The sequence below is a fragment of the Micromonospora sp. NPDC047707 genome (assembly GCF_040704235.1).
GTDB lineage: Bacteria > Actinomycetota > Actinomycetes > Mycobacteriales > Micromonosporaceae > Micromonospora.
This window is the reverse complement of the sequence record NZ_JBEYSU010000009.1, coordinates 185,771-197,260: the sequence shown is the minus strand read 5'-3', so window position 1 is coordinate 197,260 and position 11,490 is coordinate 185,771. Positions and strand designations below refer to the sequence as shown.

14 protein-coding genes are annotated in these 11,490 nt (G+C 74.2%); 8 read left to right on the top strand and 6 right to left on the bottom strand.

What is annotated here, in order from left to right; translation table 11 throughout:
• Positions 1 to 94: 94 nt before the first annotated feature.
• A complete protein-coding gene (locus AB0873_RS13405) occupies positions 95 to 478 on the top strand; it encodes a hypothetical protein (protein ID WP_366599939.1) in 384 nt (127 codons plus the stop codon).
• Between the two features lie 69 nt (positions 479 to 547).
• Here AB0873_RS13405 and AB0873_RS13400 read toward each other — a convergent pair whose 3' ends face one another.
• Positions 548 to 1,477, bottom strand: a complete 930-nt coding sequence (locus tag AB0873_RS13400; protein WP_366599938.1) for an LLM class F420-dependent oxidoreductase — start codon at positions 1,475 to 1,477, stop codon at positions 548 to 550.
• 87 nt (positions 1,478 to 1,564) lie between these two features.
• Between AB0873_RS13400 and AB0873_RS13395 the strand changes: the two genes are divergently transcribed.
• Positions 1,565 to 1,876 carry a metalloregulator ArsR/SmtB family transcription factor gene (locus AB0873_RS13395; protein WP_366599937.1) on the top strand — a complete coding sequence of 104 codons (312 nt, stop codon included), beginning with the start codon at positions 1,565 to 1,567 and terminating at the stop codon, positions 1,874 to 1,876.
• Positions 1,876 to 2,406: an SRPBCC family protein gene (locus tag AB0873_RS13390; protein ID WP_366599936.1), complete on the top strand. Its 531-nt coding sequence runs from the start codon at positions 1,876 to 1,878 to the stop codon at positions 2,404 to 2,406. The genes AB0873_RS13395 and AB0873_RS13390 overlap by 1 nt, the downstream gene beginning before the upstream one ends.
• Before the next feature lie 62 nt (positions 2,407 to 2,468).
• Here AB0873_RS13390 and AB0873_RS13385 read toward each other — a convergent pair whose 3' ends face one another.
• Positions 2,469 to 3,506 carry a hypothetical protein gene (locus AB0873_RS13385; RefSeq protein WP_366599935.1) on the bottom strand — a complete coding sequence of 346 codons (1,038 nt, stop codon included), beginning with the start codon at positions 3,504 to 3,506 and terminating at the stop codon, positions 2,469 to 2,471.
• Complete coding sequence (locus tag AB0873_RS13380) at positions 3,506 to 3,775, bottom strand: hypothetical protein (protein WP_155330835.1); 270 nt, start codon at positions 3,773 to 3,775, stop codon at positions 3,506 to 3,508. The genes AB0873_RS13385 and AB0873_RS13380 overlap by 1 nt, the downstream gene beginning before the upstream one ends.
• A 595-nt stretch (positions 3,776 to 4,370) precedes the next feature.
• On the opposite strand from AB0873_RS13380, the gene AB0873_RS13375 reads away from it, so the two are divergent.
• From AB0873_RS13375 to AB0873_RS13365, 3 genes are all read left to right on the top strand, one after another.
• The gene (locus tag AB0873_RS13375) at positions 4,371 to 4,745 is read left to right on the top strand and encodes a YciI family protein (protein ID WP_230688997.1); all 375 of its coding nucleotides are present in this window, start codon (positions 4,371 to 4,373) and stop codon (positions 4,743 to 4,745) included.
• Positions 4,709 to 5,974 (top strand): DUF6596 domain-containing protein, encoded by a 1,266-nt coding sequence (locus tag AB0873_RS13370; protein WP_366599933.1) that lies wholly within the window; start codon positions 4,709 to 4,711, stop codon positions 5,972 to 5,974. Before AB0873_RS13375 ends, AB0873_RS13370 begins: the two co-directional genes overlap by 37 nt.
• Before the next feature lie 100 nt (positions 5,975 to 6,074).
• Positions 6,075 to 6,779, top strand: a complete 705-nt coding sequence (locus AB0873_RS13365) for a dihydrofolate reductase family protein (RefSeq protein ID WP_366599932.1) — start codon at positions 6,075 to 6,077, stop codon at positions 6,777 to 6,779.
• A 29-nt stretch (positions 6,780 to 6,808) separates the two neighbouring features.
• Here AB0873_RS13365 and AB0873_RS13360 read toward each other — a convergent pair whose 3' ends face one another.
• Positions 6,809 to 7,615, bottom strand: a complete 807-nt coding sequence (locus AB0873_RS13360) for a hypothetical protein (protein WP_366599930.1) — start codon at positions 7,613 to 7,615, stop codon at positions 6,809 to 6,811.
• A 196-nt stretch (positions 7,616 to 7,811) separates the two neighbouring features.
• Between AB0873_RS13360 and AB0873_RS13355 the strand changes: the two genes are divergently transcribed.
• Positions 7,812 to 9,908, top strand: coding sequence for a DUF4153 domain-containing protein (locus AB0873_RS13355; protein ID WP_366599928.1), 2,097 nt, complete (start codon positions 7,812 to 7,814; stop codon positions 9,906 to 9,908).
• 45 nt (positions 9,909 to 9,953) lie between these two features.
• Here AB0873_RS13355 and AB0873_RS13350 read toward each other — a convergent pair whose 3' ends face one another.
• Positions 9,954 to 10,469, bottom strand: a complete 516-nt coding sequence (locus tag AB0873_RS13350) for a hypothetical protein (protein WP_366599926.1) — start codon at positions 10,467 to 10,469, stop codon at positions 9,954 to 9,956.
• Between the two features lie 128 nt (positions 10,470 to 10,597).
• Between AB0873_RS13350 and AB0873_RS13345 the strand changes: the two genes are divergently transcribed.
• On the top strand, positions 10,598 to 10,852 hold the full coding sequence (locus AB0873_RS13345) for a hypothetical protein (protein ID WP_366599925.1): 255 nt from the start codon (positions 10,598 to 10,600) through the stop codon (positions 10,850 to 10,852).
• A gap of 79 nt (positions 10,853 to 10,931) precedes the next feature.
• On the opposite strand, the gene AB0873_RS13340 is transcribed toward AB0873_RS13345, so the two are convergent.
• Entirely contained in the window at positions 10,932 to 11,486 is a 555-nt protein-coding gene (locus AB0873_RS13340; RefSeq protein ID WP_155330828.1) for a Uma2 family endonuclease, read from the bottom strand.
• Positions 11,487 to 11,490: the final 4 nt, after the last annotated feature.

The window sequence follows — 11,490 nt, the reverse complement described above, 5'->3', positions numbered from 1 at the left end:
ACTCCATGATCAACGGAGCGAGCCGGAGGCGGGGTGATGCGGCGGTGGGAGGGGTGGGCGGTTATCCCGGGCTCGGGTGGGGAAATGGGGGCGGATGAGTAGTTACCGCGATCCCGCCCCGCGGGGCGATGTGTACCCCTCGGAGGAGGAGATGGACCCGACCGGTGTCGGTGTGCTGCCGGCGAGCGCGCCGCCGGACACCACCCCCGGGCCGCAGCCGACTCCGGCGCCGCCGCCCGCCCCGACGCCGGTGCCGCACCCCGGGCCCCCGCCGCGCGCGGAGGCCCGGTCGATCGTCACGCACCGCTTGGACGGGGCCGTCGAGGTGGTCACCGACCTGGACGGGGACGGCGTCGCCGACGTGGTGCAGGTGGACCTCGACGGCGACGGCGTTCCGGACGTCACGTACGTCGACAGCGACCGCGACGGCCGCCTCGACACCGTGCTCCGCGACCCCGCCGGCACGCGTACCCGCTGAGCGCCGCGCGCCTCAAGGTTGTTAACAGGGGCCCCTCCTCTACCGGAGGCGCTAACAGGGGGCCCTTCCTTACACCTTGGGCAGCACGTCGGCGGCGACCAGGTCCAGGTGGTCCAGGTCGGCGAAGTCGAGCACCTGGAGGTAGATCCGCTGGCTGCCGGTCTCGGCGTACCGGCCGATCTTGTCGACGACCTCGGCGGGGGTGCCGGCCAGGCCGTTGGCGCGCAGCTCGTCCGGCTCCCGGCCGATGGCCGCGGCCCGGCGGGCCACCTCGGCGTCGTTCCGCCCGCAGCAGAGCACGAGCGCGTTGGACCAGGTCATGGTGGCCGGGTCGCGCCCGATGCCGGCGCAGGCGGCGCCGACCCGCTCGAACTGGGCGACGGTGTCCTCGATCGAGGCGAAGGGCAGGTTGAACTCGTCGGCGTAGCGGGCGGCGAGGCGCGGCGTGCGCTTCGGGCCCATGCCGCCGAGCAGGATCGGCGGGCGCGGGGTCTGTACCGGCTTCGGCAGGGCCGGCGACTCGCTGACCGGGTAGTAGCGCCCGGCGAAGTCGAACGTACCGCCCGCCGGGGTCTCCCACAGGCCGGTGATGACCGCGAGCTGCTCTTCCAGCCGGTCGAACCGCTCGGCGAGGGACGGGAAGGGGATCCCGTACGCGGTGTGCTCGTCGGCGTACCAGCCGGTGCCGATGCCCAGCTCCACCCGGCCACCGCTCATCTGGTCGACCTGGGCGACGGTGATCGCGAGCGGGCCGGGCAGCCGGAAGGTGGCGGCCGTCATCAGCGTGCCGAGCCGGATCGACCGGGTGTCGCGGGCCAGTCCGGCGAGGGTGGTCCACGCGTCGGTCGGGCCGGGCTCGCCGGTCACCGAGCCCATCTTCAGGTAGTGGTCGGAGCGGAAGAAGGCGGCGAAGCCGGTCTCCTCGGCGCGGCGGGCCACGGCGAGCAGGTCGTCGTAGGTGGCGCCCTGCTGGGGTTCGGTGAAGATCCGCAGTTCCATGGTCCCGAGCATAGGGAGGTCGGCGGGGTGCCGCCCAGCGACCGCACATGCCTTGACACGCATATGCCGGCGAGGGAATATAGGCTGGTGACAGCCGACGCCTTCGCGGTCCTCGCCGAGCCGACCCGGCGCCGGATCCTCGACCGGCTCCGCCGCGCCGAGTGCAGCGTGGGTGAGCTGGTGACCGACCTCGGGGTGAGCCAGCCAACCGTCTCCAAGCACCTGCGGGTGCTCCGCGAGGCCGGCCTCGTCAGCAGTCGCACCGCCGCCCAGCAGCGCATCTACCGGATCGAGGTCCGGCCGTTGCAGGCGGTCGACGGGTGGCTGGCGCCGTACCGACGGCTCTGGACCACCCACCTGGACGCCCTGGAACGCCACCTCGACAGTCAGGAGCCGTGATGGACCGCGCCGACTTCCGCCCGACCCCGCCGGCCGAGGTCTCCCTGGAGACCGCCGGCGGGCGCCGGACCGTCGTGTTCGTCCGCGACCTGCGCCACCCTCCGGAGGTGGTGTGGTCGGCGCTGACCGAGCCGGGCCGGCTCGCCGAGTGGGCGCCGTTCCTCGCCGACCGCGACCTGGGCTCCCCCGGTGACACGACGCTCACCATGATCGACGGTGAGACCACCGAACGGCACCGGGCCACGGTACGCCGGGCCGAGCGCCCGCACCTGCTGGAGTACACGTGGGGCGATGACCTGCTGCGCTGGGAGCTGATCCCCACCGCCGCCGGGACCCGCCTGACCCTGCGCCACACGCTCGCCGACGGCGGCATGGCACCGATGGTGGCAGCCGGCTGGCACCTCTGCCTCGACATCGCCGACCACCTGCTCGCCGGTGACCCGGTGGGCCCGATCCGGGGCGCCGAGGCGATGGACTTCGGCTGGCCGGAGCTGCGCGACGCGTACGCGGAGCGGCTGACCGGGGACTGACGTCACCCCGGGCGCCCGGCGGACGGATCCCCGCCCGCCGGGCGCCGGGCCGAGCGGGGGTCTCAGACGTACGGCCGGGTGGCGTAGGCCGTCTTGAGCGCGGCCAGGCCGGTCGCCTTCGGCGAGAGCGTGCCCCAGCCGGAGTTGAAGTAGTTCGTCCGCACGATCCGGGGTCCGCGCTCGGCGTTGAGCGCGGCGACGGCCGCCGGGACGGTGCGGATCCACGCCGCCTGGTCGGGGATCTCGGCCGCCCGGACGCCCCACTCGGCGATCAGGACCGGCCGGGAGAGCGCGACCGGGCCGAGGTCGGCGACCGCCCAGTCCTTGGTCCGGCGGAACCGGGCCAGCGCGGTGTGGGTCGGGTCCGTGGCGTAGACGTTCCACTGGAGGAAGTCGAGCTTGGCCATCAGCGCCTCCGGGTGGGTGCGCTGGTAGCAGGCCCGGTCGAAGCCCCCCACCCCCACCGAGAAGGTGGTGCCGGCGGGCAGGCCGCGCGCCTTGAACCAGTTGACGATGTACGTGACGGCCTGCACCGCGCGGGCGTCGGACTCCGCCCACGGGTACGCCTTGCCCGCCTCGGTGGTGCCGAACTCGTGGTCGGTGTCCAGTTCGGAGGCGAGCTGGATGTTCACCCCGAAGCCCATCGTCCGGTACTGCGACAGCGCCCGCGCGAACAGCCCGTCGCACTGACCGGCGAGCACCTGGCTGTAGCCGTACGCCCGCGGCCAGGTCGTTCCCGGTCGCTGCTGGATGGTCATGGCGGGCGCCGGGACGGTGTAGCGCACGCCGTCCACGGTGAAGGTCTGCGCGTCGGTGTTCGGGGCGCCGTAGTGCTTGAGCTCCAGCACCATGTTGATCTTTATCCCGGCCTTGCCCAGGTCGACCAGCCAGGGCCGGTTCCAGCCGGGGAAGACGTAGCCGTCGGCGAAGCTGCGGTACTGGGTCAACGAGCGGATGTTTCCGCCCGCCATGTCGGCCGTCGGGTCGGCATTGCCGGAGAGGTAGTAGCCGCCGAGCACCGGCGGGGCGATCGTGTAGGTGGCGGTTGCGGTGGCGGTGCGCCCGCCGTTGTCACGCACCGTCACGGTGACCCGGGGCATCACGCCACCGCCCGGTAGACGGCCACCGCGCCGGTGTCCGACAGCTTCGTCCAGGTGCGTCCGGAGTCGTCGGTGACGGTGACGGTGAGCGGGTCGATGACGGCGGTGACCCGCGCCGGGGCGCTGCTGTTGCCCTGGGCGTCGGTGACGACGACGGTGACGGTCACCGGCCGGGTGTCGGCGTCGCCGTACGTGACGGTCAGCGTCATCGGGTCAGCGGGAGAGTAGACCGCGGCGTTCAGGGCGGCGGTCACGGTGGGAGCGGCCATCGCCGCCTCCTCTCATGCTTCTGCCGGCGGCCGGCGGGCCTCCGCGCCCGACCGGTCCGGCCGTGCTGGATCTCGGGCGGCGACCGGCCCAGCCGGGCCCGCGCCCGGACGGCCGGTCATCGGGTACGGCGGACCGCCCGGCCCGCGTGCGACGGCGGAACGGCGGTGCTGCCGTACGGGTGGTGTCTCGACCTGCACGTTCGCGCGACGGCGGTGGGCAGCGGTCGTTCCGCCGCGTCGACGCGGCGGGGCGGACGTGTCGGAAGGTGGCGACGTCGGTGTCCGGAGGTGACACCGGGGCGGGGCGCCCGGTCCCGGTGTCGGGCGGAGCGCGGCCCGTGGGGCGGAGCCGGCGGTGCGCTACGCCGGATCCGCCACGGCGACGGGGCCGGGCTCGGTGGCGGCGGTGTCGGCGGGGACGGTGCTGTCCCCGCCGGGCCCGAGGATCGGGATGTGGCCCGCCATCCTTACGCCTCTCACCTGCTACAACAGTGCGACGGCGAGGTGCCCGGCGTCCTGTCCGGAATCCGACTCCGTCGTGTCGCGCAGATGGTTGCGACATGCCGCCTGACCTGCCTTGAGAGGAGAGCCTCCGGTGAAGTACCTGATGCTGATCTACGGCAACGAGGAGATCTGGAACAGTCTGCCCGCGGGCGACCTGACCGCGCTGATCGGCGAGGTCGACGCGTTCAACGAGGCGCTGCGCGGCTCCGGCGAGCTGGTGGAGAGCCAGGGCCTGGTGTCCCGGGCCCGGTCGGTCCGCATGGTGGGCGACGCGCCCGTGGTCACGGACGGCCCCTACCTGGAGGCGAAGGAGTACGTGGGCTCGTACTTCGTGGTGGACGTCGACAGCGAGGAGCGGGCACTGGAGATCGCCCGGTCGTACCCGGCCCTGCGGTTCGGCAGCGGACCCAGCGGCGGCGGCCTGGAGGTGTGGCCGCTGATGACCGGCACCGGCGGCGACCTCTGACCGGCGACGACCGCGTCGGTGACCTGCTGCGCGACCTCGCGCCGCAGGTCCTCGGCGCCCTCGTACGCCGGTACGGCGACTTCACCCGCGCCGAGGACGCCGTGCAGGAGGCCCTGCTCGCGGCGGTCGAGACCTGGACCGCCGACGGCGTGCCGGAGCACCCGGCGGGCTGGCTGCGCACGGTGGCTGCCCGCCGCTACGTGGACCAGGTCCGCGCCGACGCCGCCCGCCGGCGCCGGGAGCAGGCCGTCCTGGACGCGACCCCCCGCGACGCGCTGTTCGCTCCGCCGCCGGACGCCGAGCCCGCCCACGACGACCTGCTCGAACTGCTGTTCCTCTGCTGCCACCCGGCGCTGGGACCGTCGGCGCAGGTGGCGTTGACGCTGCGGGCGGTCGGCGGGCTGACCACCCCGGAGATCGCCGCCGCCTTCCTGGTGCCGGAGAAGACGATGGGGCAGCGCATCGTGCGGGCCAAGCAGCGGCTGCGGGAGGCGGGTGCCCGCTTCGCGCCGCCACCCGAGCCGGAGCGGGAGCCACGGCTCGCGGTCGTCCTGCACGTGCTCTACCTGATCTTCAATGAGGGGTACGCGGCCAGCAGCGGACCCGCGCTGCGCCGGGTCGACCTGACCCGGCAGGCCATCCGGCTGACCCGGCGCCTGCACCGGCGGCTGCCCGCCGACGGCGAGGTGGCCGGCCTGCTCGCGTTGATGCTGCTGACCGAGGCGCGGGGACCGGCCCGTACCGGGCCGGAGGGCGAACTGGTGCCGCTGGCCGAGCAGGACCGGACGCGCTGGGACGGCTCCGCGATCGCCGAGGGCACCGCGCTGCTGACCGACGCGCTGTCGACCGCGCCGGTCGGCCCGTACCAGGTGCAGGCCGCGGTCGCCGCCGTGCACGCCGAGGCGCCGTCCGCCGAGGAGACCGACTGGCCGCAGATCCTGGGCCTGTACGAGCTGCTGGAGCGGCTGGCCCCCGGGCCGGCGGTGTCCCTGAACCGGGCGGTCGCGCTCGGCATGGTGCGGGGGCCGGCGGCCGGCCTGGACCTGGTGCGTGAGCTGGCGGACGGGCCGCTCGCGGGGCACCACCGGCTGCTGGCGGTCCGCGCGCACCTGCTGGAGCGGGCCGGGGAGCGGGCGGCGGCCGCCCGGGAGTGGCGGGAGGCGGCCCGGCTCGCCGGCAGCCTGCCCGAGCGGCGCTTCCTCATCCGGCAGGCCGCCCGACTGGTGTGAGGCGGGTCACAGCGATGTCGTGTCGAACGGTCGCCGCCCGCTCCGATCCCTCGGTGAACGGGGACCACGAGGTGCCCCGCCGAGGAGAGGACGATCCGAGATGACCAAGGTGACCGCACAGCTGTCCGTGTCGCTGGACGGGTACTACGCCGGCCCCCGCCACACCGGCGACGGCCACTGGATGGAGTCGGCGGAGGCCGCCGCTTTCTTCCGGGTCACCCGGTGGGCGACCGACGCGATGGCCTGGCGTGAACGGCAGGGCTTCGCCGGCGGTACGCACGACACCAACTCGGAGATCGTCGCCGAGAGCTTCGCGGCGGCCGGCGCGTACGTCATGGGGCGCCGCATGGCCGACGGCGGCGAGGTGCCCTGGGGTGCGGAGCCGCCGTTCCGGGCGCCGGTCTTCGTCGTCACCCACCGCCCCCGGGAGACCCTGGTGCGCGGCGGCGGCACCAGCTTCACGTACGTCACCGACGGCGTCGCCAGCGCCGTCGCGCAGGCCCGCGCCGCCGCCGGAGGGAAGAACGTGGCGGTGGCCGGCGGCGGCAGCCTGGTCCGGCAGGTGCTCGCCGCCGGCCTGCTCGACGAGCTGGAGCTGCACATCGTGCCGGTCGTGCTGGGCAGCGGCCTGCGGCTGCTCGACGCCGACCTGGGCCTCGGCGCGAAGGAGGGCATCGAGCTGGTCCCGACGCGGGTCGTCCACTCCCCCGACGTGACCCACGTCCGCTACACCGTCACCGGCCGCGCACCCCTCCTGCTGGACGACCGCGGCCGCGGCGGCGGCCCCACGACCACGGTTTCGTGACGCCCGTCCGTCCTCCGCCGTGCAGGGGGTCACCAGGGCTCGGGGATGTTCAGGGCCAGGCAGCGTTGGGTGCCGAGGGTCGGCTGGTAGCAGGCGGATGCCTCCAGGTTGTTCGTGTGGTCGAACCGCGTGAACGAGGCGCTGCCGCCGTTGGCGCAGGTGCTGCCGCTCGTGGTGGTCCCGCCGGTGACCCGGCCGCTGGCGCAGCCGAGAGTGGTCGCCGTCTTCTCCACCGTGTTCAGCGACGAGCGCTGGTCGGTGTACTGGTGCGCGCCGTAGCCGGTCAGCCGGACGCCGGGCCGGGTGATCGAGTACTGGAACGCGGTCGAGGCGTAGTACGACCAGCTCGCGCCGGTGCCGACCGCGCGCAACTGGGAGTCGCTCAGGGAGGGTGGGATGTAGAGGTGGAAGCCCTTGTCGTGGGTGCTCGTCCCCTGGACCATCCGGTAGACGATCACGAGCAGGCCCTGCTGGTAGCTGACCGTGCTGTAGGTCAGGTGGCTGCCGTTGCCGCAGGTGGTCCGGTCGGCGATGTAGCCGACCCCGTTGGCGTACAGCAGGACGCGGGCACAGCGGCTGTCGTTGGCGGTGTCCTCGATGGTGCCGACGGTGCTCGAGACGCCCGAGCTGTCGGTGGCGTAGCCGGTCAGCCGTACGCCGGGCAGCGTGCCCGCGTACTGGTAGGCGGTGGGGTGGTAGTAGCTCCACGAGGCCGACCAGCCGCTGCCCGAGGGCAGGGCCAGCGCCGGCGCGGCGGGCAGCAGGGCGGCGACCAGGGCGGTCACCAGGGCCACGACGAAGGTGGCACCGGTCGACCGCCATCGGGGATGGGTCATCGGTCCTCCGATCAGGTTCGGGGTTCACCGGTGAGAGTGGCGCGGAGGATGAGGACGGCTCAGTCCCGAAGTGGACGCTGACCGGTTCCGGTCACGCCGACGGGGCGGGCGGTGCGTGCGCCGGCACGTAGGACGGGGCGGCGGGCCGCGCGGAGTGGCCGTACAGTGTGCCCACCCCTTGATCAAGGAGTGTGCCGTGACCCAGCCACCACCGGCGCCCCGACCGCCCGCCGAGGATTCCGCCGGCGGGAGCGCGCCGCCGTACCTGCTGGCCGCGCCCGCCACCGCCGACGCTCCCGGCGCCTTCCCGTGGCCCGAGGGCCAGCCCGCGTGGGCGATCCCGGTCAACCTCCCGGCGGGCACCCGCGGCTACGCGGTCTTCCTCCCCCTGGTGCCGGTCGCCGAGGCGGATGGCGCGGTGCCGGCCGGTGCCCCGGCGGCCACGACGCAGGCGGGCGGTACGACGCCCGGCGGCCCGGCCGCGGGCGTCAAGCCGGAGGTCGCGTCCGCCGGCGGCGAGACCGCCGCCAAGGACGGGTCACCGGAAGCGGGCACCGATCAGCCCGCTCGGCCTCAGGGGGCGCCCGAGCCCATCGGGACGCCGGCCGGCAGCGGGCCGTCGACCACACCCGCCCTGGCCACCGGTCCGTCAGCGGCGTCCGGCGCCACGGCGGCGGCCGCACCCGCGCCGGGTGACCCGGTGCCGTACGCCGCGGGGCCCGGCCGGGCCGGCGTGCCGCCGTACCCCGGGATGTCCGGTGGTTTCTACCGGCCGGCGCCGCCGGGGCCGTCGTGGTTCCAGCGGCACTGGCCCGGGCCGAAGCCCACGCGGGGGCACGCGGTGCCCGCCGCGGTCCTCGCCGGTGCTCTCGGGCTGGCGTTCTTCGTGCCGCTCAGCCGCACCGGGATCGGATGGTTCCTGGGCTGGCTGGCCCTGACCGTCGGCGTGGTGGTCGCGGTCCGCCGCCCGGTCGCCGACCTGCCGCGGACCGAGCGGTGGGTCCGCGCCGGCTGGGCGGCGGCCGCGCTGGCGTTGCTGGCGGTCCTGGCCTTCCGCAACGCGTGGTGGTTGGTGACGTTCTGCGTCCTCGGCGCGCTCGGGTGCGCGGCCCTCGCGGTGGTCGGCGGTCGGGGCGTCCGGTCGATCCTGTTCAGCGTGGTCGCGGGGCCGGTCGCGGCCGTCCGGGGCCAGCCCTGGGTGCGGGCCCACTTCCGGTCCAACGCCGACCCGGGGCTGGTGCGCCGGGTGGTCGGTTCGGTCGCGGCCACCGTCGCCGCGCTGATCGTGTTCGGCGCGCTGCTCGCGTCGGCCGACGGCGCCTTCTCGGTGGTGCTCGGCGCGGTCGTGCCCGAGGTCAGCATCGGTACGGTGTTCCGCTGGATCTTCCTCGCCACGGTCGGTGCGCTCTGCGTCGTGGCCGCCGTCTGGACGCTCGCCGCGCCGCCGGACCTGTCCAGCGTGGACCGGTCGACCCGGCGCAGCTTCGGCATGGTGGAGTGGGCGCCGGTCATCACGGCCGTGACGCTGCTGTTCGCCGGTTTCGTGGCGGTGCAGTTCACCGTCCTGTTCGGCGGTCAGCGGCATGTGCTGCGCACCGCCGGGCTGAGCTACGCCGAGTACGCGCGCAGCGGCTTCTGGCAGCTGGTCGCCGTCACCCTGCTGACGCTCGCCGTGCTCGGCGGGGTGGCCCGCTGGGCGCGGCGCGAGAGCGGTGCCGAGCGGATCGTGCTGCGCGTCCTGCTCGGCGCGCTGAGCGCGCTCAGCGTCGTCATCGTGATCTCGGCGCTGTCCCGGATGTACACGTACCAGAAGGTCTACAGCTTCACCGGCGAACGTCTCTTCGTGATGGCGTTCGAGCTGCTGCTCGGCACGGTCTTCCTGATGATCCTCGTCGCCGGGCTGCGCTGGAAGGGCGGTTGGATCCCGCGCGCGACCGTGGCACTCGCCGTGGTCATGCTGCTCAGCCTGGCCGTCCTCAACCCGGAGGACTACGCCGCCAGCCGCAACATCGCCCGCTACCAGACGACCGGGAAGATCGACGCCTGGTACCTCCGGGCCCTCTCGGCCGACGCGACGCCCGCCCTGGCCGAGCTGCCCGACCCGGTACGCCGCTGCACCCTGAGCTGGATCGCCGACGACCTCGACGAGCCGGACCCCTGGTACGCCTGGAACCTGGGCCGGGTCCGCGCCCGGCAGGCGCTGGAGCGGGTGGGGCCGAGCGCGGTCGGCGGACCGAGCGACTGCAAGGCCGCCGACCAGTTCGACCTGCCGAAGACCCGCCGCCCCCGCTGACCCGCCCCCGCCCTGCGGAGCCGCCCTGCGGCGCCTCGCCCCGCCTCAGTCACCCCGACGCCGGCTGGTGAGGTCGAGCAGCCGCCGCATTTGGTACGACAGCACACGCCCCTGCCCCAGCGACAGCGTCACCTCGTGGCTGCCCGCGTCGACCACGGCCAGCGCGATCACCGGTTCCAGCCCGGCCGTCAGCCCCTGCGACAGCGACACCTCGGCGACGGCCGCCTCCGGCCGCCCACCGGTGACCGGCAGGCGGAGCGACCGGTGCCGGTGACGGTCGAGGCAATCTCGCCGGTCACACCAGTGCGGATGGGCGAGGTCCGCGAGCCGGCCGGTGGGATAGCGGTACGCGTACCCGCACGGCCTCGTCACGAGCGGACGGACGGCGGCCGGTTCCGCCCGCCAGCCGTACGCGTCGAGAGCGGCCGCACCCGACGTCACGTGCTGCCGGCAGACGTAGAGGGACGCTTCCAGGCTGTCGCCCCCGTACACCTCGATCCGCACGTCCGCCGGCCGCCCGCACGCTGGCAGGGCGGGCAGGATGCCAGGTTGAGCCGTCAAGATGCCCCCTTCGCCGCATTGCCGATGCGCCTTCCAGCCTCGCTCACAATGCCAAATGACGCAAGCGCTATTTGGCCTAATGGCTGCTCCACACAGTTGGCCAAGATCCAACGTGGGACGATGGCCGCGTGACGGACGACCTGGCGGCTGCGGTCCGGGCCTACGAAGAGGCGCGGGCTGCCGTTATGGACGCCCAGGCCCGGGCGGAGCAGCTCGTCACGAACGCGAGGAACGACGTGGCCGAGGCCCGTTCGCGGCTCGCCGAGGCAATTGTCGACGCCGCTCGTGACGGAATGCGGCAAGTCGACATCGTCCGGGTCACCGGATACACCCGCGAGCGGGTCCGCCAGATCCTGCGGGCTGGCGGCGTCGAAGCGGAGTGAGTCTGGCGGCGCTCAGTGCGTCGCGGTTCCCCGAACTGCCCCGGCCGTCCGCCCACACCGGTCCCGCCACCGCCGCCTGCTAGTCGAGGTGCTCGGCCGGGGCCGTCTGGAGCAACCAGGCCAGCGGCATTCTGGCCTGCTCCTCGTAGTCGCCGCGCTCCGACAGCCGATACAGGGTGACGGTCTGCCCGCTGTCGCGGTCCACCATCCAGTAGCGGGGAATGCCGGCGGCGGCGTACTCCCGGACCTTGGTGACCGAGTCGATCGCCTCGGAGCCCGGCGAGACGATCTCGACCACCAGCGCGACGTCCGCCGCGACGGACCAGACGCTCCGCGGCGGCGGCTTGCGCCACACGGTGAGGTCAGGGATGCGGCCGCCGACCCCGTCGGGGCCGGGCACCCGGAGGCCGGCGGCCTGGAGAACCTGCTCGGCGGGCCACCCGGCGATGATGAGCCACGCCATCAGCCGACTGGCGATCATCGCGTGCTCCGAGTCCGGCGGCGGCATGACCGACAGCACCCCCTCGGGGCTCGTCTCGTACCGGTGACCGTTGGGATCGGCGGCGTTCATGGCGGCCAGATCCTCGAGCGTCACGACAGCGGGCATGTGCCTGCCGACGGCCTCTGCGCTCATGGGC

Excerpts from the sequence above, each read along its gene's own strand:
- AB0873_RS13405 (WP_366599939.1), top strand. The coding sequence starts at position 95 with ATGAGTAGTTACCGCGATCCCGCCCCGCGGGGCGATGTGTACCCCTCG.
- AB0873_RS13385 (WP_366599935.1), bottom strand. The coding sequence starts at position 3,506 with ATGCCCCGGGTCACCGTGACGGTGCGTGACAACGGCGGGCGCACCGCC.
- AB0873_RS13380 (WP_155330835.1), bottom strand. The coding sequence starts at position 3,775 with ATGGCCGCTCCCACCGTGACCGCCGCCCTGAACGCCGCGGTCTACTCT.
- AB0873_RS13365 (WP_366599932.1), top strand. The coding sequence starts at position 6,075 with ATGACCAAGGTGACCGCACAGCTGTCCGTGTCGCTGGACGGGTACTAC.
- AB0873_RS13400 (WP_366599938.1), bottom strand. The coding sequence starts at position 1,477 with ATGGAACTGCGGATCTTCACCGAACCCCAGCAGGGCGCCACCTACGAC.
- AB0873_RS13340 (WP_155330828.1), bottom strand. The coding sequence starts at position 11,486 with ATGAGCGCAGAGGCCGTCGGCAGGCACATGCCCGCTGTCGTGACGCTC.
- AB0873_RS13360 (WP_366599930.1), bottom strand. The coding sequence starts at position 7,615 with ATGACCCATCCCCGATGGCGGTCGACCGGTGCCACCTTCGTCGTGGCC.
- AB0873_RS13390 (WP_366599936.1), top strand. The coding sequence starts at position 1,876 with ATGGACCGCGCCGACTTCCGCCCGACCCCGCCGGCCGAGGTCTCCCTG.